The 25,536-nt window shown below is 62.4% G+C and carries 24 protein-coding genes; 13 read left to right on the forward strand and 11 right to left on the reverse strand.

Annotated elements, in window-relative coordinates; all coding sequences use genetic code 11:
• Nucleotides 1-21 precede the first annotated feature (21 nt).
• On the forward strand, nt 22-387 hold the full coding sequence (locus BM254_RS00510) for a hypothetical protein (protein ID WP_091997466.1): 366 nt from the start codon (nt 22-24) through the stop codon (nt 385-387).
• An 11-nt stretch (nt 388-398) separates the two neighbouring features.
• On the opposite strand, the gene BM254_RS00515 is transcribed toward BM254_RS00510, so the two are convergent.
• Nucleotides 399-3,188 (reverse strand): ATP-binding protein, encoded by a 2,790-nt coding sequence (locus BM254_RS00515; protein ID WP_091997468.1) that lies wholly within the window; start codon nt 3,186-3,188, stop codon nt 399-401.
• 95 nt (nt 3,189-3,283) lie between these two features.
• On the opposite strand from BM254_RS00515, the gene BM254_RS00520 reads away from it, so the two are divergent.
• The gene (locus BM254_RS00520) at nt 3,284-3,517 is read left to right on the forward strand and encodes a DUF2789 domain-containing protein (protein ID WP_091997470.1); all 234 of its coding nucleotides are present in this window, start codon (nt 3,284-3,286) and stop codon (nt 3,515-3,517) included.
• On the opposite strand, the gene xerC is transcribed toward BM254_RS00520, so the two are convergent.
• Genes xerC through lptM form a run of 5 tightly spaced genes read right to left on the reverse strand, consistent with a single transcriptional unit; the run spans nt 3,511 to nt 7,615 of the window.
• Nucleotides 3,511-4,425 (reverse strand): tyrosine recombinase XerC, encoded by a 915-nt coding sequence (xerC, locus tag BM254_RS00525; RefSeq protein ID WP_425434472.1) that lies wholly within the window; start codon nt 4,423-4,425, stop codon nt 3,511-3,513. The genes BM254_RS00520 and xerC overlap by 7 nt on opposite strands.
• Before the next feature lie 40 nt (nt 4,426-4,465).
• Nucleotides 4,466-5,212 carry a DUF484 family protein gene (locus BM254_RS00530; protein WP_091997472.1) on the reverse strand — a complete coding sequence of 249 codons (747 nt, stop codon included), beginning with the start codon at nt 5,210-5,212 and terminating at the stop codon, nt 4,466-4,468.
• A 17-nt stretch (nt 5,213-5,229) separates the two neighbouring features.
• Nucleotides 5,230-6,144, reverse strand: coding sequence for a diaminopimelate epimerase (gene dapF, locus BM254_RS00535; protein WP_091999076.1), 915 nt, complete (start codon nt 6,142-6,144; stop codon nt 5,230-5,232).
• A gap of 14 nt (nt 6,145-6,158) precedes the next feature.
• Nucleotides 6,159-7,409: a diaminopimelate decarboxylase gene (lysA, locus tag BM254_RS00540; RefSeq protein WP_091997474.1), complete on the reverse strand. Its 1,251-nt coding sequence runs from the start codon at nt 7,407-7,409 to the stop codon at nt 6,159-6,161.
• A gap of 35 nt (nt 7,410-7,444) precedes the next feature.
• A complete protein-coding gene (lptM, locus tag BM254_RS17630; RefSeq protein ID WP_139226989.1) occupies nt 7,445-7,615 on the reverse strand; it encodes an LPS translocon maturation chaperone LptM in 171 nt (56 codons plus the stop codon).
• Nucleotides 7,616-7,757: 142 nt separating this feature from the next.
• Here lptM and BM254_RS00550 point away from each other — a divergent pair, with 142 nt between their 5' ends.
• Nucleotides 7,758-10,199 carry an EAL domain-containing protein gene (locus tag BM254_RS00550; RefSeq protein ID WP_091997478.1) on the forward strand — a complete coding sequence of 814 codons (2,442 nt, stop codon included), beginning with the start codon at nt 7,758-7,760 and terminating at the stop codon, nt 10,197-10,199.
• A gap of 22 nt (nt 10,200-10,221) precedes the next feature.
• Here the strand turns inward: BM254_RS00550 and argH are convergent, their stop codons facing one another.
• A complete protein-coding gene (gene argH, locus BM254_RS00555) occupies nt 10,222-11,631 on the reverse strand; it encodes an argininosuccinate lyase (protein ID WP_091997480.1) in 1,410 nt (469 codons plus the stop codon).
• 55 nt (nt 11,632-11,686) lie between these two features.
• On the opposite strand from argH, the gene BM254_RS00560 reads away from it, so the two are divergent.
• The 6 genes from BM254_RS00560 to BM254_RS00585 all read left to right on the forward strand — a co-directional run bounded on the left by BM254_RS00560 (nt 11,687) and on the right by BM254_RS00585 (nt 17,752).
• Nucleotides 11,687-12,775, forward strand: coding sequence for a sensor histidine kinase (locus tag BM254_RS00560; RefSeq protein ID WP_175497179.1), 1,089 nt, complete (start codon nt 11,687-11,689; stop codon nt 12,773-12,775).
• A gap of 13 nt (nt 12,776-12,788) precedes the next feature.
• The gene (locus BM254_RS00565; protein ID WP_245777322.1) at nt 12,789-13,571 is read left to right on the forward strand and encodes a LytR/AlgR family response regulator transcription factor; all 783 of its coding nucleotides are present in this window, start codon (nt 12,789-12,791) and stop codon (nt 13,569-13,571) included.
• Between the two features lie 78 nt (nt 13,572-13,649).
• A complete protein-coding gene (gene hemC, locus BM254_RS00570; RefSeq protein WP_091997482.1) occupies nt 13,650-14,591 on the forward strand; it encodes a hydroxymethylbilane synthase in 942 nt (313 codons plus the stop codon).
• Nucleotides 14,572-15,384, forward strand: coding sequence for a uroporphyrinogen-III synthase (locus BM254_RS00575; RefSeq protein WP_091997484.1), 813 nt, complete (start codon nt 14,572-14,574; stop codon nt 15,382-15,384). The genes hemC and BM254_RS00575 overlap by 20 nt, the downstream gene beginning before the upstream one ends.
• Nucleotides 15,385-15,392: 8 nt before the next feature.
• Nucleotides 15,393-16,514, forward strand: a complete 1,122-nt coding sequence (locus tag BM254_RS00580; RefSeq protein WP_091997486.1) for a uroporphyrinogen-III C-methyltransferase — start codon at nt 15,393-15,395, stop codon at nt 16,512-16,514.
• Nucleotides 16,511-17,752: a heme biosynthesis HemY N-terminal domain-containing protein gene (locus BM254_RS00585; RefSeq protein WP_091997488.1), complete on the forward strand. Its 1,242-nt coding sequence runs from the start codon at nt 16,511-16,513 to the stop codon at nt 17,750-17,752. The genes BM254_RS00580 and BM254_RS00585 overlap by 4 nt, the downstream gene beginning before the upstream one ends.
• Before the next feature lie 267 nt (nt 17,753-18,019).
• Here BM254_RS00585 and BM254_RS00590 read toward each other — a convergent pair whose 3' ends face one another.
• From BM254_RS00590 to rho, 3 genes are all read right to left on the reverse strand, one after another.
• Complete coding sequence (locus BM254_RS00590; protein ID WP_425434465.1) at nt 18,020-19,051, reverse strand: 2Fe-2S iron-sulfur cluster-binding protein; 1,032 nt, start codon at nt 19,049-19,051, stop codon at nt 18,020-18,022.
• Nucleotides 19,023-20,510, reverse strand: a complete 1,488-nt coding sequence (gene ubiD, locus BM254_RS00595) for a 4-hydroxy-3-polyprenylbenzoate decarboxylase (RefSeq protein ID WP_091997490.1) — start codon at nt 20,508-20,510, stop codon at nt 19,023-19,025. Before ubiD ends, BM254_RS00590 begins: the two co-directional genes overlap by 29 nt.
• Before the next feature lie 240 nt (nt 20,511-20,750).
• On the reverse strand, nt 20,751-22,013 hold the full coding sequence (gene rho / locus BM254_RS00600) for a transcription termination factor Rho (RefSeq protein ID WP_091997492.1): 1,263 nt from the start codon (nt 22,011-22,013) through the stop codon (nt 20,751-20,753).
• 370 nt (nt 22,014-22,383) lie between these two features.
• Here rho and moaB point away from each other — a divergent pair, with 370 nt between their 5' ends.
• The 4 genes from moaB to BM254_RS00620 are packed head-to-tail and all read left to right on the forward strand — an operon-like array spanning nt 22,384 to nt 24,898.
• Nucleotides 22,384-22,959 carry a molybdenum cofactor biosynthesis protein B gene (moaB, locus tag BM254_RS00605; protein ID WP_091997494.1) on the forward strand — a complete coding sequence of 192 codons (576 nt, stop codon included), beginning with the start codon at nt 22,384-22,386 and terminating at the stop codon, nt 22,957-22,959.
• Nucleotides 22,960-22,972: 13 nt separating this feature from the next.
• Nucleotides 22,973-24,187 carry a molybdopterin molybdotransferase MoeA gene (locus BM254_RS00610; RefSeq protein ID WP_091997496.1) on the forward strand — a complete coding sequence of 405 codons (1,215 nt, stop codon included), beginning with the start codon at nt 22,973-22,975 and terminating at the stop codon, nt 24,185-24,187.
• A gap of 2 nt (nt 24,188-24,189) precedes the next feature.
• The gene (moaD, locus tag BM254_RS00615) at nt 24,190-24,450 is read left to right on the forward strand and encodes a molybdopterin converting factor subunit 1 (RefSeq protein ID WP_091997498.1); all 261 of its coding nucleotides are present in this window, start codon (nt 24,190-24,192) and stop codon (nt 24,448-24,450) included.
• Between the two features lies 1 nt (nt 24,451).
• Nucleotides 24,452-24,898, forward strand: a complete 447-nt coding sequence (locus tag BM254_RS00620) for a molybdenum cofactor biosynthesis protein MoaE (protein ID WP_091997500.1) — start codon at nt 24,452-24,454, stop codon at nt 24,896-24,898.
• An 83-nt stretch (nt 24,899-24,981) separates the two neighbouring features.
• Here the strand turns inward: BM254_RS00620 and trxA are convergent, their stop codons facing one another.
• Nucleotides 24,982-25,308 (reverse strand): thioredoxin TrxA, encoded by a 327-nt coding sequence (gene trxA / locus BM254_RS00625; protein WP_014420340.1) that lies wholly within the window; start codon nt 25,306-25,308, stop codon nt 24,982-24,984.
• Nucleotides 25,309-25,536 lie beyond the last annotated feature (228 nt).

A 25,536-nucleotide genomic window follows, 5' to 3' on the forward strand; every position in this document is an offset into this window, starting at 1 on the left:
AGGAAACCAGGGAGTGGACACATGAGCCTTCGAACCTTATCCCGCACCATCATCGCCGGCCTCCTCCTGGCAGCGCCAGTGGCACACGCCGAAAACATTGATGTGCTGATGAGCCAGATCTTCCCCCAGCAGCAGGCCACCTACATCGGCTATGAAAGCATCATCCGCGAGGATATTCCGGTGGCGGCAACGGTGGACCGCAAATACCTGATCGTGGATTTCCGCTTCGCCGCGGGCGAACCGCCCACCGAGCAGCTGCAGGCCAGCGTCCACAAGGTCTGTATGACCCTGCTGAAGGATCGCGACCTGATCCGCAACCTGTCCGAATCCGGCTACGACATGGTCTCTGTAGCCTTTGACCGGCGCTCCCAGTTCGACTGTCTGTAACCAGCGGCAGGTCAGCCCTGCCGCCCCAGCAGCTTCGGAAATGACTCCAGCGCACTGTTCACCGCATCCAGATTGAACGCTTCCACATCCGCCAGCAGTTTTTCGCCGTAGCGGGTGACCGACGGTGACCGATGCCGCTGTCCCCAGGCCACGACCCGCCGGGCAAAATCCTTCATCTGTTCCGGGTCGCCACTCTCGCGGACCGTTTTCCACTCATCGCCAAAGTCCCGGGCCAGCTGCTCCCGCAGCCAGCCGCGCTCCTGCATGCTCAGGGTCTGGGCCAGCAGACGTTCTTCTTCTTTCGGCTCACCGTCCTCCTCGGCCTGCTCCACTGTCGCTTCCACTTTCGGCAAGGTGACGGTGAATACCGAGCCCGCGCCGGGTTCGCTTTCCACCGCCAGCTCCCCACCCATCATGCGCGCCAGCTTGCGGCTGATCGCCAACCCCAGGCCGGTGCCGCCATAACGCCGGGTATTCTGCCCTTCCTGCTGTTCGAAGGCATCGAAGATCCGGTCCAGCTGGTCCGGAGCTATTCCGATCCCGGTATCACTGACCGTGACTACCAGTTGATAGAACTGGCGGTCCGTCGTTTTGCCATCCTCGTCGGGAGCGTTTTTCAGTGGTTTTGCCGTGGCGCGGACAGTCACGCCCCCCTCGTGGGTGAACTTGATGGCATTGCCCACCAGGTTAAACAGGACCTGACGCAGCCGGGTCTCGTCCAGCATCATGGCCGCGGGCATTCTCGAATCCACGCTCACTTCCAGGGTAATGCCCTGATCGCGGGCGCGAAGATCGAAAATATGCCGGACATCGCTCAGCAGGCGGCGCACCGATACCGCCGAATAATCCAGGCGCATCTTGCCGGCCTCGATCCGGGACAGGTCCAGGATGTCATTGATCAGCATCAGCAGGCTGCGGCTGCCGGCACGGATGGCGTCCAGGTAACTGCGCTGCTGGGGATCGGTCACGCTGTTGCTGAGCAGGTCGCTGTAACCGATCACGGCATTCATCGGGGTCCGGATCTCATGGGACATGTTGGCCAGGAACTCGCTCTTGGCCCGGCTTGCGGCCTCGGCCTCCCGGGCCAGTCGCTCGGCCTCGAGCTTGGCTGCGCGCAATTCGTCCTCGCTTCGGCGCAGGGCGTTCTCCGAGCGGATCCGTTCGTCCACCTCCCGGGACAGTTTCCGGTTCCAGTACAGGAAGATCAGCACCACCACGATGGCGATCAGCACCACCCGGCGTACGACGGTGTAGTCGGTTTCCTGTTCGATATCCAGGTGAATCCAGCGGTTATAGATGGACTCGGTTTCCGACGCCTCCAGGTTTGACAGCCCCTTGTTCAGGATCCGGTGCAACTCCGGGTTGTCCTTGCGCACCGCCAGCCTGAGATCGTACTGGTAGGGAGTAATACTGGTGATCCTCAGATTGGACAATCCCAGGCGGGCGACCGTGTAGCTGACCGCCGGGATGTGGGTCACCATGACATCCAGATCGCCATTGGAGAGCGCCAGCAGCCCCTCCTCCACATCCCCCATGGGATAGAGATCCAGGTTGGGGTGGTTGATCAGCAGATAATCGTGGGCGGCATGGCGATTGACGACACCCACACGCTCACCCCGCAACTCCCGAAGATCGCCGATAAACCGGCCGTCATCCCGGATCACCAGGGCAATGGGCACATTCAGATAGGCGCGGGTGAACAGGTATTCGTTTTCGGTGCGGGGCGTTCTGGACAGGCCGGGCAGGATGTCCACCTCACCTTCCATCAGCTGCTGTTCTGCCCGGGAGCGGTCCTCGACCAGGCTTCGGCTGAAGCGGATGCCCAGCTCGGTTTCCAGCCGGGTCACCAGGTCTGCCACCAGACCGGTGGGTCTTTCGTCCTGCTCATACTCGAACGGCGGCCAGTCCGAGCGGAAGGCCACCCGCAGGTTGGGATTGCGTTTGAGCCAATCCAGATCGGTGGCTGACAGCTCGACGCCACTGCGCTCCATGGACGGCACATCCGCCTGCAGCCAGGATTGACGGATCACGCGGTGCTCATTGTGGCTGATGGCGGCAATTGCGCTGTCGAGCACCCGGAACAGGCGATCCTGCTTTGCCGGCACCTGGAGCGTCACATCCACCTGCTTGTCATCAAGCAGCCTGGCCAGGCCGATGCCGTTAATCATCGCCGACTGCAGATAGTCCGACACCACCGGTACCGGCCCGACAAACGCCTGTGCCTGACCGGAGAGCACGGCACTGACCGCCTCACCGATCCCGTTCACCGGCACTGGCTGAAACTCTTCCACCGGTTCGAGCATCGCATACTGGTTGGTGTCGCCGTCGATGATGGCGACCTGCCCACCCTCCAGATCCGCAAGGGACTGGATGGCGGCGTCACCGGCACTGACAAACAGCCCGTAGGTCAGCGTCATCAGTGGCTTGGTCATGCGCTGGCCACCAGAGATGCGGACTCCCGGTGCATGGGTGGTCAGCAACGCATCGGTCTCCGGCGGGACGGCGTCGGGTTGTTCACTGTCACCCAGGACCACCGGATCCACCGGCACACCCAGCTTGTCGGACAGGCGGGCCAGATAATCGATGTAGGTTCCGGCCAGCACGCCGTCACCGGTATCGAAAACCAGCGGCACCTGCCCGCCCCGGACGCCCACCACAAACCGTTCCTGCTGCTGCAGCCACTCCAGATCAGACTGGCCAAGCACCGGCGCTGGCGAGGGCTGGGGAGGATCCGCCAGGACGGGGGATTGAAACAGGCCGAACAGGCTGCATAGTAACAGGGAGCGAAGGACGACCTTCACTGGATATCCTCCCGGGATTCGCTAAAGTTCAGTGAACAATACCTGCAAACGTTGGCGATTTCATTCAGACACCCTCAACCAGGAGATAGTACTCCATGGACACCAGTAAACATTCCCTGAGCACCCTGTTCGAGCAACTCGGCCTGGCCTCCGATGACAAGAGCATCGAGGACTTTGTCGCCAGGCATTCCCCGCTCCCGCGGGAGATTGCCCTGCAGGACGCTCCGTTCTGGTCGGAAAGCCAGTCCCACTTCCTGGAAGAAGGGCTGGAAGAGGACAGTGACTGGGCCGAAATCATCGACGAGCTGGACGCAATGATGCGTCACTGATCGTCGGGACCGGGTCCGGATTTGTTGCGCCGGGCCCGAGGATGACTCTGGTCATAGACCCGCGCCAGATGCTGGAAATCAAGGTGGGTATAGACCTGGGTGGTGGCGATATCGGCATGGCCCAGCAGTTCCTGGACCGCCCTCAGATCGCCACTGGACTCCAGCATATGACTGGCGAAGGAATGCCGTAACAGATGGGGATGCAGTTTCTGGTCAGCGCCCCGGGTAATACCCCAGCGCCCCAGCCGCGACTGGATACTGCGACGGCTGAGCCGGTCCCCCCGACGACTGACGAAGACCGCCTTCTCACCCTCCGGTGCCAGCTCCGGTCGCACCGACAGCCAGGCCCGGATGGCGTCCACGGCCTTGCGCCCCACCGGCAGAACCCGTTCCTTGTTGCCTTTACCGATTACGCGCACTTCCCCCGCTCGCAGGTCCAGCGATTCAAGATTGAGATCCGCCAGTTCCGACAGCCGCAAACCGGAGGAATACATCAGCTCGAACATGCACAGATCCCGCACCTCGAGGGGGTCGTCAGGACTGGCATCGAGCAACTGGCTGAGCTGGTCCACGTCTGCCACCCGGGGCAAACGTCGGCCGCTTTTGGGGGCACGGACATCCACTGCCGGGTTGTCCGTCACCAGCCGTTCCCGCAGCAGGAAGTTATAGAACCGGCGAATGGCCGAAAGATGACGGGCGATGCTGCGGCCGCTCAACCCTTGCCGGCTGAGGACCGCTACATAACGGCGCAGGTCATGGCTGAGCAGCAACCGCCACTGGTCACGGCCGGACTCCGCCAGCCAGAGAGCGAGCCGGTTCAGATCCCGCTCATAACTGTCACAGGTACGCGGCGAATGGCGCTTCTCGGAAGCCAGGTGGCGCACGAACCGGGACAGTGGTTCCTGCAGGGAATCGGGCAACATCGTGGCGACGGCCCCCGCTGACACGCTATCGGGACTCCGCGCTGATTTCGGCCACCGGGGCACTGCCGGTGTGGCGCTGGATCATGGGGGGCAGCAGTCGACTGAGGGTGTCGCTGATGTAACTCAGGAACAGTGACCCCATGCTCTGATCGAAGTAGCCGGGTTGGCAGCTTCCCACCGCAAACACGCCCACCAGTTCCTCACGACGCAGGGGCACCAGGGCAACCGAGGCAATCGGCTCTTCCCGGTCCGGGAACAGGAACTCCCGCTCGCTCTCCCGGAACTGTCCACAGACCGCCCGCTCGCCGTCCAGCAGCATGCCCAGCCGCTCCCTCGCCAGCTCCGGACCGACCACATGCAGGGCACCCTGCGACGCTTCGGGCAGGTCCTGATCGGTAAACAGCAGGACCGAGGCAGCATCCAGGCCGAAGTCGCCCCGGATGGAATCATCGATGGCGGCCGCCATGTCATTGAGGGTTCGGGCCTCGATCACCTGCATCAGCAGCCGCTTGCTTTTCCCGAACAGTCGGTCGTTATGACGGGCGATGGAGACCAGCTCAACCAGTTCCCGGCGCAGGGTATCGCGCTGCTCGCGGAACAGGTGGACCTGTCGCTCCACCAGGGAGATGGCGCGCCCGCTGTCATGGGGCAGAGTCAGGCTGCGCAACAGCTCATCCTGCTCAACAAAGAAGTCAGGATTGGCCCTCAGGTAGTCGGCCACCTGTTCTGGCGTGAGGTCTTCGGCCTTCTTGCGGACCGTCTGCTCTGTCATCGCGTTCTCCCGGGCTGTCAGGACCGTTGTCTGTTGGAACGACCGCTCTTGCGGCGGCGGGCATGGTTGTCACCTGGCAGTCGCAACTGCCCTTCAAACACTGTAGTTGCAGGGCCTTCCATCATAACAGGCGCCCCCTCACCCTGCCATTCGATGACCAACTTGCCACCGCGCAGCTCCACTTCCACCCGCTGGTCGAGCAAGCCGCGGATATTGCCGGCCACCACGGCGGCACAGGCACCGCTGCCGCAGGCCAGGGTCTCGCCGGAGCCCCGCTCGAACACCCGCAAACGGGCATGGCCACGGTCGAGGATCTGCAGGAACCCGATGTTGGCCCGGGCCGGAAACCGGGGGTGGCGTTCCAGCAACGGCCCCAGGGTTTCCACCGGCGCCGTGTCGACGTCATCCACCACCAGCACGCCGTGGGGGTTACCCATGGAGACCGCACTGAGCTCCACGGTCTGGCCGTCCACATCCACGGTGTAGACATCCTTGCGACGGTCGGCGGCAAACGGGATCGCCGGCGGATTGAGTTCGGGCACGCCCATGTTGACCATCACCATGCCATCCTTCCCGACCCGCAGCTCAATCACACCCCCGGCGGTCTGGACCCGGATGACCTTCTTGTTGGTCAGGCGCTGATCCCGCACGAACCGGGCGAAGCAACGGGCACCGTTGCCACACTGCTCCACTTCCGAACCGTCGGCATTGAAAATGCGGTAACGGAAATCCACGTCCGGCAGGCCGGGAGGCTCAACCACCAGCAACTGATCGAAGCCGATACCGAAATTCCGGTCCGCCAGTTCCCGGATCATCTCCGGACGCAGCCGGAAGGGCTGGCTGATGGCATCCACCACCATGAAGTCGTTACCCAGGCCATGCATCTTGGTGAACCGGAGGGTCGGACCCTGGCTGCGTCGCTGCTGACTCATCTCCTGCTCCCCGGTCATTCCGGCAGACAACTTTCAGGGGCGAGCTGGTCCTCCAGGGTTTCCCGGCGGCGCACCACGTGAACCTGGTCACCGTCCACCATGAGTTCGGGGGGACGGTTGCGGGTGTTGTAATTGGAGCTCATGACGAAACCATAGGCGCCGGCGGAGCGAACCGCCAGCAAGTCTCCCGCCTGCAGGCGCAGATGACGGTCCTTGCCCAGGAAATCTCCGGTCTCGCACACCGGCCCGACCAGGTCCCAGGCTTTCTCTTCGCCGTCCTGGTGCGGCCGGACCGGAATGATGGATTGCCAGGCACTGTACAGGGCCGGACGAATCAGGTCGTTCATGGCGGCATCGATGATGGCGAAATTGCGGTGTTCGGTGCACTTCAGGAATTCAACACGGGTCACCAGGATCCCGGCGTTGGCGGCGATCGAGCGCCCCGGCTCGAGGATCAGCTCCAGGTTACGGTCACCCAGGCGTTCCGCCAGGGCCTTCACATAGTCTGACGGCTGTGGCGGTTGCTCCTGGTCATAGGTCACCCCCAGGCCGCCGCCCATGTCCAGATGACGAATCCGGATACCCTGTTCCACCAGGGTATCGATCAGCGCCAGCACCCGGTCCAGGGCATCCAGGAACGGCGATACCGAAGTCAGCTGGGACCCGATATGACAATCCACGCCATGGATTTCCAGGTTCGGAAGGGCCGCGGCCCGGGCATAGACCTGCGGCGCCTCGGCGATATCGATACCGAACTTGTTCTCTTTCAGACCGGTGGAAATGTAGGGATGGGTCCCGGCATCGACATCGGGGTTGACCCGCAAAGAGATCGGGGCCTTAACCCCCAGCTCGCCGGCCACCTGGTTCAGGCGGTCCAGTTCGGTGTCTGACTCCACGTTGAAGCAACGTACCCCCGCTTCCAGGGCACGTTTCATTTCCCACTCCTGCTTGCCGACGCCGGAGAACACCACCTTGCCGGCCTCACCCCCGGCACGGAGCACCCGCTCCAGCTCACCCGCCGACACGATATCGAAGCCGGCACCCAGGCGGGCCAGCACATTCAGTACCGCCAGGTTGCTGTTGGCCTTGACCGCATAGCACACCAGGTGCGGACGGCCCTTCAGGGCGTCGTCGTAGGCCCGGTAATGGCGCTCAAGGGTGGCCCGGGAATAGATATAGGCCGGCGTGCCGAAGCGCGCGGCAATTTCGGAGACAGGGACGTCTTCGGCGTATAGCTCGCCGTTACGGTAGTTGAAGTGGTCCATGAATGTCCTGATTTGTTAAGCGGGTACGCGGTTGCTCAGTTATCACTCTGTTCACGGTCTTCCTCGGCCTGGCCGTCGGTCACGGCCCCGACCGCCTCGCTGGCCGTGGCTCCGCCCTGGTCGCGGTACAACGGGCCCTTCTGGCCACAGCCTGCCAGCGACAGGGTAAACACGAGGCTGAAGATCGCAAAAAGTCGAAAAGGCATGGGCGCCCCCGGAAAGTTGCTTTGGCGCAGTATACCTGACACCCATGGCAGCGGGCGAGACACTGCACCGGACCCGGAGCTTCTTTTCCATGGCAGTATCAGTATCATGGAGCCACTGTCCGACACCTGAGGCTACCCGCACGTGAAAGAATTCGTGATTCGCCGCTACCGGCCAGACCAGACACCACAGGATGGTCGCCAGACGCTGCTGAGAATCGACGACGAAGGCACCGTGGTGCAGGTTGATCACCAGTCCGAAGCCGTCCTGGGATACGAGGCCGGGGAGCTGGTGGGGCAGCCGGTCCATCGCATCCTGGCTTCCCGCCAGGACGACCCGTTTGCACCCGTGAACCGCCATCAGATCGAGGGCGGGCAGTACATCCTGGTGACCTTCCGGCACCGGGACGGCTTTTTCTTTACCGCCCAGCTCAGCCTCAAACAGGCCATCCACGATTCCGACCAGGCGGCCCGGGCCACCATTGCCCTGGCCGATGCCGCCCGCGTGGATCCCTGCCTGCTCAAATCCGCTGAAAACCTTGCCCGGTTCGGACTCTGGGAACTGGACATCACCAGCAACGAGATGACCTGGAGTGAAGGCATCTACCAGTTGCTGGAGCTTCGGCCGGGCCTGGACATCACGCCGGAACAGGCGCTGTTCTACTGCCAGGCGGGCCAGTCCAGGGTGCGGGCCCTGTTCCGGCGTTGCATGCGCACCGGCCAGCCGTTTTCCCTGGAACTGAATGTGCTGACAGCACGGCAGAAGCAGTGCCGCATGACCCTGGATGGCCGGGCGCTGCGCAAGGGTGGGCGCATCCACCGCCTGGTGGGCACCCTGGTGGATCGCACCGCGATTATGGAACAGGAAAGGGCCCTGGACCATTGCCATCGGCTGCTGGAAGCCACCGGTCAGGCAACCCCCGACCTGGTGGCGGCGGTGGACACACGGCTGACCCTCCTGCACTGCAACCAGTCCTACGCCAGCCAGTTTGCCCAGACCTTCGGCAAGACACCTGCCCCCGGTGACAATCTCAGAGAACTGCTCCGGGAGCACCCGAACGAACGCCGGTTGATCGAACGACTCTGGCAGCGGGCGTTCGAGCGGGGCAGTTTCGTGGTGGAAATGCCCCTGGCCCACCAGAATCGCGAGCTGCCCATCCACGAATTCCACTACCAGCGTCTGACCAGCGCCCAGGGCGACATCCTCGGCGCCGTTCACGTTGGCCGCAACACCCACACCCGGATCAGCCAGAGCGAAGCCGGTGACCGGATCCGCCGTGACCCGGTCACCGGCCTGATGAATCGCCGGGAATTCCTGGCCCGCCTGCTCCGGACCCTGGAGCAGAAAACCCACCGGGACAGCATCGACAGCCTGCTGTACCTGGACCTGGACGACTTCAACCGCTTCAACGAAACCGCTGGCAGTGGCACCTGTGACCGCTACCTCAGGGAGCTGGCCGGCAATCTCGGGGTGCGGATACGGCAACGGGATGCCCTGGCCCGGTTATCCGGCGATACCTTTGTATTGCTGATCGAGAACTGCCCCGAGCCCCGGGCCCGCAAGATTGCCGACGATATCCGGGAGCTGGTTCGCGGCTTTGTTTTCGAATGGCAGGGCACCAAACTGCAGACCACCGTCAGCGGCGGGCTGCTGGTGATGGAGAAAGAATTCCCCGGGGATCCGGAAAAGCTGCTGACCCAGGCGGCGGACCTGTGCCATACCGCCAAGACCTCTGGACGCAACCGGATTCACACCGCCCGGGCGATTGCCTCCAACATCGATGAGAACCTGATTGCCCAACGACTCGAACAGATCCGAGAAGCCCTCGACAATGACCGGCTGCTATTGGAATACCAGGCGTTGAAACCCGTCGCCAGCGCAACCTGGGGCGACCACATAGAGATCCTGTGCCGCATCCCGGCGCTCCGGGATGGCCAGAGCCAGCTCCAGCCGGACCAGTTCCTGCCGGTCACAGAACGCTTTGACCTGGCCAAACGCCTGGACCGTCAGGTGATCCGCCAGACCCTCGACTGGCTGTCGCAACACAAGCTGCTGGAGCCGCGCATCAAGTATTGCGGCTTCAACCTGTCCATCACCAGCGTGCTCGATGACACCTTTCCGGACTTCCTGGAAGGCGAACTGGCCAACTCACCGTTCTCCCCGGAATATTTTTGCCTGGAAATCCGCGAGGAGCACGCTACCCAATACCCGGACGACGTAGCCATCCTGTGCGATGCCCTGCACAAGATTGGCTGCCGGGTGGCACTGGAAGGAGCAGGCGCCTCGGTGGAAAGCTACAGCCTGGCGGCAAAACTGCCTGTGGACATCATCAAGCTGGACCGCCGGATGATGGAAAAACTGGAGGAGGATCCGGTGCAACAGGTCATGGTGGAAGCCTTGCACCGGATTGCCGAGGCGGCGGGTAAAACCACGGTCGCCACCCACATTGAAAGCGACCACACCCTGCGCCGAGTGCGAACCCTCGGGATTCATTTCGGCCAGGGCTCCCATCTGGAAGATCCCCGGCCACTGGAGGACCTGACACCGGCGGTGGTGGGCCTATCATCCGGTCACCCGGACGGCTGAGCCGGGCGCCGGATATCCCCGGTCAGCCCGGCCGCTTGCGGGCCCGGGCGACGGCGGCACGCACCTGTTCCGGCGCGGTGCCACCCAGATGGTTGCGGGCCTGGACCGAGCCTTCGAGGGTGAGCACATCGAATACATCCTCGCCGATCACGTCCGAGAACTGCCGCAACTCTTCCAGAGTCATCTCCGACAGGTCCCGTCCTTCCGCCACGCCGAAGGCCACCGACTTGCCAACGATCTCGTGGGCATCCCGGAACGGCACGCCTTTCTTGACCAGGTAATCCGCCAGGTCGGTGGCGGTGGAGAAACCACGTTTGGCCGCCACCCGCATGTTGTCTGCCTTGGCCCGGATCGCCGGGATCATGTCGGCGTAGGCCTTCAGGCAGCCCTTGATGGTGTCGACGGTATCGAACAGCGGTTCCTTGTCTTCCTGGTTGTCCTTGTTGTAGGCCAGCGGCTGGCTCTTCATCAGGGTCAACAGGCTGATCAGGTGACCATTGACCCGGCCGGTTTTGCCGCGCACCAGCTCCGGCACATCCGGGTTCTTCTTCTGGGGCATGATGGACGAACCGGTGCAGAAGCGGTCCGGCAGATCGATGAAGTCAAACTGCGCGGAGGTCCACAGCACCAGTTCCTCGCTGAAGCGGGATAGGTGGGTCATCAGCAACGCCGCGAAACTGCAGAACTCGATGGCGAAATCCCGGTCACTGACAGAATCCAGGCTGTTCTCGGTGGGCCGGTCGAAGCCCAGCAGCCGGGCGGTCATGTCCCGGTCGATAGGATAGGTGGTGCCGGCCAGGGCAGCGGCGCCCAGGGGCATCACGTTGACCCGCTTGCGGCAGTCCTGAAGGCGCTCACCATCGCGGACCAGCATCTCGTACCAGGCCAGCAGGTGATGGCCGAAGGTGACCGGCTGGGCAGTCTGCAGGTGGGTGAAACCGGGCATGATGGTGTCGGCCTCACGCTCGGCCAGGTCCAGCAGGCCGGTTTGCAGGCGGTTGAGTTCTTCGGCGATGACATCGATCTCGTCGCGCAGGTACAGGCGGATGTCGGTGGCCACCTGGTCATTCCGGCTGCGACCGGTGTGCAGCTTTTTGCCGGTAATGCCGATGCGATCGGTCAGCCGTGCCTCAACGTTCATGTGTACGTCTTCAAGGCTCACGGACCACTCGAAGTTGCCGGCCTCGATGTCGGCCTTCACACCCTTCAGCCCCTCGATGATCTGATCCCGCTCCTCGGTGGTAAGCACGCCCACTTCCGCCAGCATGGTGGCGTGGGCGATGGAGCCGGTGATGTCGTGGTGGTACAGGCGCTGGTCAAAGCCCACGGACGCGGTGAAGCGCTCGACAAAGGCATCGGTGGGTTCGCTGAAGCGCCCGCCCCAGGGTTTTTCGGAGGATGTGGTCTGGTCAGACTTTTTCTGATCCGTCATGGTCTATCTTTCCTGCTGACGGCCCGGCATCATCTGCGGGCAACGGGTACATTTGATGTGGCGGGATTATAGCATTCTGACCGGTGCAAAGGAGACACCCCTGAACGGCGACAAAAGTGTGAGCAGTCATGATTTCTTTGTCCCGGACCTGTGCCGGGTCCGGGCCGTATTCCTGCTTCTGGTCACCAGCGAACTGTTCGTGCTGGTGCTGTCGATCGTGCAGACCGAGACCGGCTGGATCGACTGGAACTACTTCGGCCTGCTGTCCCTGTTCGTCCAGTGGACCACCCTCACCAGCGCCGCCCTGATCTGCCTGCTGCGCAGCCGCCTCGCGCGGATGACGGTCACCCGCTCGACCCTGCTCATCGTCGCCATCGTACTCGCCGATGTCCTCGCGTTCAGCCTGTTTGCCGACCGGGTCCTGCATCCCGAGCCCGGCGTCACCAAGTGGCAGGGCATTGCCAAGAAACTGTTGGTGGCGCTGCTGATCGTGCTCATGGTGTTGCGCTACTTCTACCTCCAGCACCAGTGGCAGGCCCAGCGGGAAGCCGAGATGGGAGCCCGGCTGGCGGCGCTTCAGGCCCGGATCCAGCCCCACTTCCTGTTCAACAGCATGAACACCATCGCCAGCCTGATCGCCACCCGCCCCGAACAGGCCGAAGAGGCGGTACTGGACCTCTCCGAGCTGTTCCGGGCCAGCCTGCGCACCTCCGACCAGCTGATCCCGCTGGCCCGGGAGCTGGAACTGTGCCGGCGCTATCTGGCCATCGAAAGCCTGCGCCTGGGCGAGCGCCTGCAGGTGGACTGGGTCGTCAGTCCCGGCCTTGAACACCAGGCCATCCCGCCCCTGACCCTGCAGCCGCTGATCGAGAACGCCATTTACCACGGCATCCAGCCACGGCCGGAAGGGGGTACCGTCCGGATCGAGATTTCCGCCCGGGGTGAGTTTGTCTACCTGATGGTGCAGAATCCGAAACCGGAACAGGACCAGCGCCGCCACCGGGGTAACCGCATCGCGCTGGCGAATATCCAGTCACGGTTGCAGGCGCTGTTCGGTGAGCCTGCGGTGCTCAAGCATAGCCACCAGCACGAAACCTACACCGTGACGCTGCGCCTGCCCCGGCGGAAGGCAAGCCAACAGTAATAAATAGAAGCCTATGAGCAGATCAGACGCCATGACCGCGAACAGCAACCACAGCCTGGATATCCTGATTGCCGATGACGAACCCCTTGCCAGGGAGCGCCTCCGGCGCCTGGTTGACGCCCTGCCCGGCTATCGCATCTGCGGGGAAGCCGCCGATGGCGACAGCACGCTGCAGCAGGTCGCCGAACTGGAGCCGGACATCCTGTTGCTGGATATCCGCATGCCGGGCATGGACGGCATGGAGGCGGCGGCTCGCCTGAGCCAGCTGGAGCACCCGCCGGCCCTGGTTTTCTGTACGGCCTACGATCATTACGCCATTCAGGCATTCGACGTCCAGGCCACCGCCTACCTGTTGAAACCGGTGCGCAAGGAAGCTCTGGCCGAGGCCCTGGAACGGGTTGGCCGGGTCAACCGGGTGCAGCGCCAGCAGCTGGCTGGCAACACCAACAAACAGAGGAACGACCAGCTGGCGGTCCGGACCCACCGGGGCACGGAGCTGATCGACCTGGCAGACATTCTCTACTGCGAGGCAGACCAGAAGTACGTCACCATCCACCACCTGGGTGGTGAGACAGTCTCCGACTACACCCTCAAGGAACTGGAAGCCAGTTATCCAGACCAACTCCTGAGGGTTCACCGCAACACCCTGGTGGGCGTGCGCTTCGTCAAGGCACTGGAGCGCACCACCGAAGGGCAGAGCCGGATCATCCTGCGGGACAGGCCCGAGCGCCTGGCAGTCAGCCGACGCCACGCTGCCGATGTGCGCCAGTGGTTGCAGGAGCACCAGCCCGGCTGACTGCGGTTTTCCCCACGGGACATTTCTGCCGTCACGCGTTAACCTTGGCGAACATTTTCCCAACCGACAGTGAGTGCCATGTCCAAACGTACCCTTCGCATCGCAACCCGCAGCAGCGCCCTTGCGCTCTGGCAGGCAGAACACATCAAGGCCGAACTGGAGCGCCTGCACGACAACGTCAGCGTGGAACTGGTCAAGATCAAGACCCAGGGCGACAAGATCCTGGATGTGCCGCTGGCCAAGATCGGGGGCAAGGGACTGTTCGTTAAGGAACTCGAAGAAGCCATGCTCGACGGCCGTGCCGACCTGGCGGTGCACTCCATGAAAGACGTGCCCATGGAGTTCCCGGAAGGCCTGGGACTGGTGGCCATCTGCGAGCGTGAAGATCCGACCGATGCCTTCGTCAGCAACAAGTACGAGACCGTCGATGCCCTCCCGGACGGTGCCGTGGTCGGTACCGCCAGCCTGCGCCGGGAAGCCCAGCTGCGTGCCTACCGCCCTGACCTGCAGATCAAGGTCCTGCGCGGGAACGTGAATACCCGGCTGGCGAAGCTCGATGCCGAGGAATACGACGCCATTGTGCTGGCGAGTTCCGGCCTCAAGCGCCTGGGCTTTCACAGCCGCATCCGTTACTGCCTGCCGGACACGGTATCACTGCCCGCTGTCGGCCAGGGTGCCCTCGGCATCGAATGCCGGGTGGACGACACCGAACTGCTGGAACTGATCGCCCCCCTGAACCACACCGACACGTGGGACCGGGTCAGCGCCGAGCGGGCACTGAACCGTCGCCTGGAGGGTGGCTGCCAGGTCCCCATTGCCGCCTACGCGCTGCTGGAAGACGAAGACACGCTCTGGTTGCGCGGTCTGGTGGGCGCGGTCAACGGCGAGCAGATCTTCCGGGTGGAAGGCCGGGCACCCCGGAGCGAGGGCGAACGCCTGGGCAGGGAACTCGCTGAAGACCTGCTGGCCATGGGTGCGGACAAGGTACTGGCGGAAATCTATGGTCACACCCCACGCTGATCAGCCTGACCTGACCGGCCGGCGGGTACTGATCTGCCGGCCGGAACCGGAAGCGGGGCGCCTTGCGCGGGCATTCGAATCCGCCGGCGCCGAAACCCGGATCCTGCCCCTGATTGACCGGGAGCCACTGCCGGAAACCCCGGAAAACCGCACCACGATCCTGAACCTGGACCAGTTCACCCACGTTATCGCCGTCAGCCCCTACGCCGCCCGCCGGCTGCTGGAGGAAATCGACACCTGGTGGCCCCAGATTCCCATGGGCATCCGCTGGTATGCGGTCGGCGCCGGCACCGCGGCAGTCCTTGCCGGTCACGGCCTGTCGGTGCGCCGGCCAGCGAGTGGCTGGACCAGTGAGGCCCTGCTGGAACTCCCTTCCCTGGCCCGGCCGGACGGAGAGCGGGTGTTGATTGCCCGGGGCGAGGACGGCCGTGAGCTGATCCGCCAGACCCTGGAATCAAGAGGCGCGAGGGTCACCCTGCTGCCACTGTATCGCCGATTCTGCCCGGACTATTCTCAGAAGGAAGTGAACCTTGCCCTCGAGGAGTTCGCGCCGGAGGTTATCGTGGCTCTGTCCGGGGAAACCTTGAACAATCTCATCGCACTATGTGCGAAGAGCGGCCATAATCTATACGATAGGTTACTGATCGTTCCTGCCGAACGTGTGGCCCAGACGGCCCGGGAGGCGGGATTCGAAGAACCGTGTGTACCAGGAAGTCTTGCCGATAATGACATCGTGGCCACTGTTGCAGCACAGCTTTATGGCAGAAACGGTGGCGCCGCAAATAAAACGTAAGGACGCCCGTGACTGAAACAACCGATCAACTGCCCGCTCCCATTCCCCGGGAACAACCCAGCCGCCAGAAGCTCTGGCCCCTGTGGTTACTCGCGATTGTTGCGCTGGTCGTCGCCATTGCCCTTGCTCTGTGGAGCTGGCAGCAGTGGCAGGCGCACCAGGCCACGTTACAGACTCTCGAGAGCCTGCAACAGGCTACCCGCCAGCTGGAAGACCTGTATGGCGACCGGGGCAGCCAACAGGCCCAGAGACTTCAGTCCCTCGAGGAAAAACTGGCCGCCCAGCGCGAACTGATTGCCACCCAGCAACGCCAGATTGACCACAACGCCCGTGAGTTGCTCGAAGCCGGTAACCGTACCCGCACCGACTGGCTGCTGGCCGAGGCGGAATACCTGCTCCGCATCGCCAACCAGCGCCTGCAGATCGAGAAAGACATTGGCGGCGCCATCTCCGCCCTGCAGGCCGCGGACGAGGTCCTGAATGAATCCGATGACATCGGCGTCTACCCGGTACGCCAGCAGCTGGCCCGGGAACTGCTTGCCCTGAGAGGCATTGAAAACGTCGACCGCACCGGCCTTTACCTCACCCTGGAAGCCGGTATCGACAGCGTCAACCAGCTCACCGATCAGGCCCTGATCCACGAATCCGCTCCCGGCTTCGTAGGCGGTGACGGCGGCGCCACCCTGGACGCCACCGAAGGCGGCCCGAGCCTGCTTGCCCAGGCCTGGAACCAGTTCACCGATACCCTCGGCCAGGTTGTGGTGGTACGCCGGCTGGATGAACCGGTCAAACCCCTGCTGTCACCGGACCAGAGTGCCTACGCCCGGCTCAACCTCCAGCTGATGCTGGAAGAAGCGGAAATGGCCGTCCTGCGCGGTAACCAGGCCTTGTATGAGCGCGCCCTCGCCAAGGCCCGGACGGCGGTCAGTGACTGGTACAACCCGGAAAATCCCCGGGTGAAGGCGCTGTCGGACACCCTCTCGGAGCTGGCCACCCGTAACGTTGATCCGGAACTGCCGGACATCAGCAAATCCCTCGATTTACTCAAGCAGCGCCTGGCCGGCCGGCTCGATGGCAATGGTAGCGACGGCGAGGAGACCAGTTCCGACGCCGGAGGCAAGGAATCATGATCCGCCTCCTGCTGATTATCCTGGTTGCCTTACTGATCGGTACTGGCCTGGCGCTGGGCCTGCAATATGACCTGGGTTATATCCGGGTCAGCCTGGGCCACTACCTGGTGGAAACCAATTTCTGGGTGGGTCTCGCGCTGTTTGTGGTACTGGTGGTGCTGACGGTGGTGGCCATCAACCTGATCCGCCGCTTCCGTCAGGGCACCGGCGTGGTGGCTGGCTGGATCGCACGGGGCAACGAGCGCCGCGCCCGGCGCCGCACCACCCAGGGACTGCTGGCGCTGGCCGAAGGTAATTGGCCCAGGGCCCGGAAACTGCTGACCTCGGCCGCCGACAAGGCCGACACCCCGCTGATCAACTACCTGGCCGCAGCCCAGGCGGCCTTCGAATCCGGCGACCATGAGGCGGTGGATGACCTGCTGCGCCAGGCCTTCGAGAGCACCCCGGGCTCCGATCTTGCTGTCGGCATCACCCAGGCCCAGCTGCAACTGGCGGGCAACCGTCTGGAACAGGCTCTCGCCACCCTGATAAGGCTGCGCAAGCAGTCACCGCACCATCCTTTTGTACTGAAACTGCTGAAGAATACCTACCTGAGGCTCGAGGACTGGCGGGAGCTGTCCAGGCTGCTGCCGGAACTGCGTAAGCGGGATGTCCTGCCGGAAACGGAATTCCACGAGCTGGAGCGGGAAGTCTGGCACAACCTGCTGGAACAGGCGGCCGAGGAATGTGAACGGGCCCGCAAGGCGGACCCGGAAGCCGCCCTGGAACCCCTCACCCGCCTTTGGGACGAGCTGCCCGGATTCCTGCGCCGGGATGAATACACCATCCGGGATTACGCCCGCCTGATGGCCAAACTGGGCGACGAGGCCCAGGCCGAAACCCTGTTGCGCAAGGTGCTGCGGAACCACTGGAGTGACGAGCTGATCAATCTCTATGGCCGGATCAAGGGGCAGAAAACGGATGAGCAGCTGCTGCTCGCCGAGCAATGGCTCAAGGACCGCCCCAACAATCCCGAACTCCTGCTGGCCCTGGGGAGACTGAGCCTGCGCAACGAACTGTGGGGCAAAGCCAGGGAGTATTTCGAAACCAGCCTGCGCCTGCGCCGCAGCCGCGAGGCCCTGGCAGAACTGAGCCGGCTGAATGCCCACATGGGCGAGGAAGAGCTGAGCATCAAACTGATGATGCAGGGGCTGGCCCAGGATAACGGGCTGCCGGAGCTGCCGATGCCGAGGGCCTGAGTTTGGGGGCATACCCAGGAAGGGGTCAGATGAAAGCCTTCATCTGACCCCAATTTCATGCCCGGCCGAAAACCCGGAGATAACGCCAAGTCGGGGTCAGATGAAGGCTTTCATCTGACCCCATTTTCATGCCCGACCGAAAACCCGGGGATAACGCCAAGTCGGGGTCAGATGAAGGCTTTCATCTGACCCCATTTTCATCCCTGGCCGATAACTGGGGATAGCGCTAAGTCGGGGTCAGAAGAAAGCTTTCTTCTGACCCCTTTTTCACCTGGGTGCGTACTCCAGTACGTCGGAGAAAAACGCCTCCTGCGGCAACCCCGCCTCAATCAGCGCATCCATCAGCGTATACACCATGGTAGGCGACCCGCTGGCATGCACCTCCACGTTCTTCCAGTCCATGCCGGATGCGAGCACCGCCCGCACCAGCTGATCATGGTGGCCACCCCAGTCATTATCCTCGTCATCCCCCACCACCGGCAGGAAGGTGAACGCCGGCCAGTCCCGCTCCCACTGCTGGGCCAGGGTGCGCAGGTACATGTCCTCATGCTTGCGCACGCCCCAGTAGAGCTTGATGGGGTGATTGAAGCTGGTCTCGCGCAGGTAATCCACCAGGCTCTTCATCTGGGCAAAGCCGGTACCCGCGGCCACCAGCAACACCGGCTTCTCCGGGGCTGACGCCAGGCAGGCCTTGCCGTGGGGCAGCTCCAGGGTCACATCCTGGCCGGAGGTCAGGGCGTCGATCACCTTCTGCGCCGACACCCAGTCCGGAGAGGCCTGGATGTGCAGTTCGATGCTCTGTTCGGAGGGGCTGCTGGCAATGGAAAAATAGCAGGGATCCGCATCCGGCAGATTCACCGACAGGTATTGCCCGGCATGGAAAGACAGCTCCCGTCGGCGGGGAATCTCCAGTTCCACCCGGTAAACGTCGTGGCTGATGGACCGGACATCCACCACCTTTGCCTGCACCTTGCGGGGCTGATTGTTTCCTGCTGCCATAACGGCGCTTATCTCCAGTTCCAGGTCGGCGAGCGCGTGGGTTCGACACATCATCAGCCGCTCGCCAATCGAAATTTCACGTTGATTACGGGTATTCAGGGCGGCGCCGGACAGCAATCGCGCCTCACAAATTTCACAGACCCCGTTGCGACAGGCGGCCGGTACGGCAATACCGGACCGTGCCGCGGCACCGAGCAGATCGGCGCCAGAATCCACCGAATAACACAACCCTGAAGGCCACAGCACTACCCGATGCAAATGACTGTCCTTCTCAATCAGGGCGCGACCCCGGAATTTCAATCCCCAGGCTGTCCCAGATGTCATCGACCCGCTGCTTCACCTCATCGGTCATGGCAATGGGCTCGCCCCACTCCCGGTCGGTTTCACCGGGCCATTTGTTGGTGGCATCCATCCCCATCTTCGAGCCAAGGCCCGACACCGGCGAGGCGAAATCCAGGTAGTCGATCGGCGTATTCTCCACCATGGTGGTGTCCCGCACCGGGTCCATCCGGGTGGTGATCGCCCAGATCACGTCTTCCCAGTCACGGGCATTCACGTCGTCATCGGTCACAATGACGAACTTGGTGTACATGAACTGCCGCAGAAACGACCATACCCCCATCATCACCCGCTTGGCATGGCCGGGATACTGCTTCTTCATCGTTACTACGGCAAGCCGGTAGGAACAGCCTTCCGGCGGCAGGTAGAAATCCACAATCTCCGGAAACTGCTTCTGCAGGATCGGAATAAACACCTCGTTCAGCGCCACGCCCAGAATCGCGGGCTCATCGGGCGGTCGACCGGTGTAGGTGCTGTGATAGATCGGCCCCCGGCGGTGAGTGATCCGCTCCACGGTAAACACCGGGAACTGATCCACCTCGTTGTAATAACCGGTATGGTCACCAAACGGTCCCTCCGGCGCCATATCGTCCGGATAGATAAAGCCTTCCAGCACGATCTCGGCACTGGCCGGCACCTGCAAATCACTCAACCCGGCCTGCACAAGCTCCGTGCGCGACCCCCGGAGCAGACCGGCAAAGGCGTACTCCGACAGCGTATCCGGCACCGGCGTCACCGCCCCGAGAATCGTGGCCGGGTCCGCCCCGAGCGCTACCGCCACCGGGTAAGGCTTGCCCGGATTGGCCTTCTGGAACTCCCGGAAATCCAGCGCACCACCACGGTGACTGAGCCAGCGCATGATCAGACGGTTACGGCCGATCACCTGCTGCCGGTAAATCCCCAGATTCTGCCGCTCTTTGTGCGGGCCACGGGTGATTACCAACGGCCAGGTCACCAGCGGACCAGCATCCCCGGGCCAGCAGTGCTGAACCGGAATCTGGTACAGGTCCACCTGATCCTTCTCAATCACCACCTCCTGACAGGGCGCCGAACGCAGCACCTTCGGACTCATCCGCATCACCTGCCTGAAGATCGGCAGCTTCTCGATGGCATCCTTGAAGCCCTTGGGGGGATCCGGCTCCTTCAGGAACGCCAGCAGCTTGCCAATCTCCCGCAGCGCCGTGACATTATCCTGCCCCATCCCCAGAGCCACCCGCTTCGGAGTCCCGAACAGGTTGGCCAGCACCGGCATGTCATAGCCCTTGGGATTCTCGAACAACAACGCCGGCCCACCTGCCCGCAGGGTGCGGTCACAGATCTCGGTCATCTCCAGATGGGGATCGACTTCCACGCGGATCCGTTTCAGCTCACCCAGCTTCTCCAGCTGATGAATGAAGTCACGCAGGTCGTTGTATTTCATCGTGTGCTCCGCTCTAGGTTGGCCTTTTGGTACGGAGTTTGCCGCCCTTTGGACCTTCTCGGAAGTCCGGGAACAGGCGCGCGCAGGAAATCAGAACGGTGTCGTCGGGGGCTTCCTCCGGAGACTGTGTCTTGCCAGGGATGGCAAGACCAAGCCCCCAGGGATGGGTTCACGGCGTGTCTCCGGAGGAAGCCCCCGACGACACCCGCCCCCGAAATCAGAAGCGCTTGAGGCCGGCGATCACCGGCGCTTCATGGACTGGAAGAACTCTTCGTTGGTCTTCGTGTCCTTCAGCTTGTCCAGCAGGAACTCGATGGCCGCGGTATCGTCGTCCATGGAGTGCAGCAACTTGCGCAGGATCCAGATACGCTGGATATCCGCCTCGGACATCAGCAGATCCTCGCGGCGAGTGCCGGAACTGCGGATATTGATGGCCGGATAAACCCGCTTCTCGGCGATCTTGCGGTCCAGGTGCACCTCCATGTTACCGGTACCCTTGAACTCCTCGTAGATCACCTCGTCCATCTTGGAACCAGTGTTCACCAGCGCCGTCGCCAGGATGGTCAGGCTGCCGCCCTCTTCCACATTCCGGGCCGCACCAAAGAACCGCTTCGGCTTCTCCAGGGCGTGGGCATCCACACCACCGGTCAGCACCTTGCCGGAGGACGGAATCACCGTGTTATAGGCCCGGGCCAGACGGGTAATGGAATCCAGCAGAATCACCACATCCTTCTTGTGCTCGACCAGACGCTTGGCCTTCTCGATCACCATCTCCGCAACCTGTACGTGACGGGCGGGCGGCTCATCGAAAGTCGACGCCACCACTTCACCACGCACGGTACGCTGCATTTCCGTCACTTCCTCCGGACGCTCGTCAATGAGCAGTACCATCAGATGACATTCCGGGTTGTTCCGGGTGATCGACTGGGCAATACCCTGCATCAACAGCGTCTTACCGGCCTTGGGCGGAGACACGATCAGGCCACGCTGGCCCTTGCCGATCGGAGCCACCAGGTCCAGGACCCGGGAAGACAGATCCTCGGTACTGCCGTTGCCGGCTTCCAGGACCAGACGCTCCTGGGGAAACAGCGGTGTGAGGTTCTCGAACAGAATCTTGTTACGGGCGTTGTCCGGCTTGTCGAAGTTAATCTCGTTAACTTTCAGCAGGGCAAAGTAGCGCTCGCCGTCTTTCGGCGGGCGGATCTTGCCGGCCACGGTATCGCCGGTACGCAGGTTGAATCGACGGATCTGGCTGGGAGAGACATAGATATCATCCGGGCCCGCCAGATAGGAGGCATCGGCGGAACGGAGGAAGCCGAAACCGTCCTGCAGAATCTCCAGTACGCCGTCGCCGTAGATGTCTTCGCCACTTTTGGCATGTTTTTTCAGGATGGTGAAGATCACATCCTGTTTGCGCGAACGAGCCAGGTTATCGAGGCCCATTTCTTGCGCAATTTCGAGCAATTCGGGCACGGATTTCTGCTTGAGTTCAGTAAGATTCATAGTTTGTTGGATTTTCAGGAATGGAAATAAACGAGTGTTGGAATGACAGGGGTGCCCCTGAACGTATTGAACAAATAAAAGCTGAAACAGGTGCTGGCCAGATGGAGCAAGCCGGTGTTGTGGAATCCGGAATAGTTTGCTGAAGCCAGTAGAGTGGGAACAACCGTTCGCCGGGCAAGAAGGATAATCGGCCACCTTGGCCGCGAATGTCAAGTGCACTGACCAAAATTAGACCAAATTACCATGAAACGGGGGCAAGACCGGCCTGATACCTCCCCCTCTGGGGTTACTCCTCTTCCATTATCCCCCGCCAATACGGATACTGGAGAAAATTCCATCAGCCCCAGTTTTGACAATGCGGAGCCCAGCCATGAGCAGCGAAAGCACCAACGAATTCAAACCCCTGAACATAGCCATCCTCACCGTTTCCGACACTCGCGGGCTGGAACAGGACACCTCGGGCCAGTACCTTGAATACAGCGCTGTGGAAACAGGCCACAAGCTGATTGCCCGCCGTATCCTGCCGGACGACGTCTACCTTATCCGGGCAATCATGTCCCAGTGGATCGCGGATCCGGAAGTCCACGTGGTGATCATCACCGGCGGCACCGGTTTCCACGAACGTGACAGCACACCGGAAGCCGTGGCGGCATTGCTGGACAAGTCCATCGAAGGCTTCGGCGAGGAGTTCCGCCGTCTCTCGGCCGAAGAAATCGGCTCGTCGACCATCCAGTCCCGAGCTTTTGGCGGCCTGGCCAACCACACGGTGATTTTCTGTCTGCCCGGCTCCACCAGCGCCTGCCGCACCGGCTGGGAGGGCATCCTTAAGAGCCAGCTGGATAGCCGACACCAGCCCTGCAACTTTACCGCCCTGACCCTGCGCAAGCCGGCAAACGAAGGGTTCCCCCGTTTGCAGCAGGTCATCGGTAACCGGGCAACCAAATAACAGGAGCTGACCCATGGCAGGCCAAAACCTGACTTCCGTCGACGACGCTATTGCCCATATCCTGGATCGGGCACCGGAGATTTCCTGGGTGGAAACGGTACCGCTCACCGAGAGCCTGGGCCGTGTGCTGGCTGAAAACCTGCACGTGCCGGCCGACGTGCCACCCGCTGACAACAGTGCAGTGGATGGTTACGCGATCCGCCAGGCCGACCTCAAGTCCGGTCAGCCGATCCCGCTTTCCGGCCGGATTGCCGCCGGGGAGGCCCCCACGCCGCTGGCCGAAGGCACCGCTGCCCGAATTTTCACCGGCTCGGAAATCCCCGAGGGAGCCGATGCCGTGGTGATGCAGGAACGGGTGGAAGTGACCGACGACGGCATCCTGGTTCAGGCCGAAGTGACCAGGGGCCAGAATATCCGGGGTCGGGGCCAGGACCTGAAGCAGGGTGATATGGCCCTGGTCAGGGGCACTCCGATTCGCCCGCAGGAGATGGGACTGATCGCTTCCATGGGCTTTGCCGAGGTGTCGGTGCTCTCCCGGATGAAAGTGGCGGTACTCAACACCGGCGATGAACTGGTGGACCCGGGCCAGCCCCTCGCCGGCGGCCAGATATACAACTCCAACCGGTTTACCCTGCTCGGATTGCTTGCCCAGGCCGGCTGCGAGGTCACCCTCTGCGAGACCCTGAAAGACAACCGGGAAGCGACGCGGGAAACACTCAAGCGCGCCGCTTCCGAGGCGGATCTGGTGATCACCACCGGCGGCGTGTCGGTGGGTGAGGAAGACCATGTCCGGGCGGTGCTGGAGGATCAGGGCCAGCTTTCGCTCTGGCGGCTGGCGATCAAGCCGGGCAAACCACTGGCATTCGGCGCCATTGATGGCACTCCCATCCTGGGTCTGCCGGGCAATCCCGCCACTGTTCTGGTGACCTTCCTCATTGTCGGCATGCCCTATATCCGGAAATGCCAGGGACGCCACAAGACCTGGCCTGTGGGCGAACGACTGCCGGCCGGCTTTGATGTGGAATCCACATCCATTCGTCGCGAATTCGTGCGTGCCAGGAAAGAGGTATCGGGCGACGAGCTCCAGATTGTTGCCTATCCGAACCAGAGCTCCGGTGTCCTGAGTTCCGCCTGCTGGGCGGAAGGGCTTGCCGTGGTTCCGGAAAACACGACGGTGAAAGCCGGGGACGAGCTGACCTATTACTCATTCGCGGAGCTGATGAGCTGACTATGAGCACTGAAACACTGACTGTGCGGTTTTTCGCGCGCCTGCGCGAAGAACTGGACACCGAAAGCCTGGAACTGCCGGCGTCACCGAACCTGACCACCGGTGACATTCTCGCCGAACTGGCGTCCAGAGGCGGCCCCTGGTCCCAGCTGCAGGGCGACCAGCCGGTCATGATCGCGGTGAACCAGGCGATGGCCAAACCGTCGACCCCGGTGAAAGCCGGGGACGAAGTGGCCTTTTTCCCGCCGGTAACCGGAGGTTGAGATGATTACGGTCCAGACTGACGATTTTGATCCGGCAGCGGAATACCAGGCGCTGCGGGACAGCGGCGCAGGCACCGGAGCCATTGCGACATTTACCGGGCTGGTTCGGGACAGCGGTGATCTCCAGGGGGTGACCGGGCTGTACCTGGAGCATTACCCGGGGATGACCGAACAGGTGATCCAGGGGCTGATTGATCAGGCCTCCCAGCGCTGGGATGTCCGCAAGGCAAGGGTGATTCACCGGGTCGGGCGCCTGGATCTGTGTGACCAGATCGTCTTCGTAGGCGTTTGCAGTGCCCACCGGGGAGATTCCTTCGCCGCCTGCGAATTCATCATGGACGCGCTGAAGACCTCGGCGCCATTCTGGAAAAAGGAGATTACCGGGGACACCGAGCACTGGGTGGAACAGAAGGCGTCTGATCGGGACCGGTCCCAGGCCTGGGACTGATTTCCCGGAGGCGTGATTTACTCGAGGCAATAAAAAACCGCCCGTGAACTTTGTTCAGGGGCGGTTTTCCGGCAGCAACGGGATCAGAGGTTGCTGTCGAGGAAGGCAGCCAACTGGGACTTGGACAGGGCGCCAACCTTGGTTGCGTCAACGTTGCCGTTCTTGAACAGCATCAGGGTCGGGATACCCCGGATGTTGAACTTGGGCGGGGTCTGCTCGTTCTCGTCGATGTTCAGCTTGCAGACCTTCAGCTTGCCTTCGTACTCGTCGGCGATCTCTTCGAGGACCGGTGCGATCATCTTGCAGGGGCCACACCACTCGGCCCAGTAGTCCACCAGTACGGGAACGTCGGACTTCAGTACATCCTGCTCGAAAGAAGCGTCGGTGACATTTACGATATTTCCGCTCATTACCTTTTCCTGATTCAGGCACCGCCAATGGCTATTCCGCACGGTTGCGCGAGCCGGCAAGGGTGCTGTTGACTGTATCTGAAGGCTGCCGATAGGCCAGCCGTTCAACCTGCTTAAGTTATGCAATACTTTACGCGATTGATGATCCCGATGTGAAGCAGTAGATCCCACACTATTCATTGCCAGGATGCTGACCGCGATCAATCGGGCGGGGCGTTCTGTTACTGA

Origin of the sequence: Marinobacter pelagius (assembly GCF_900114925.1) — a bacterium.
GTDB lineage: Bacteria > Pseudomonadota > Gammaproteobacteria > Pseudomonadales > Oleiphilaceae > Marinobacter > Marinobacter pelagius.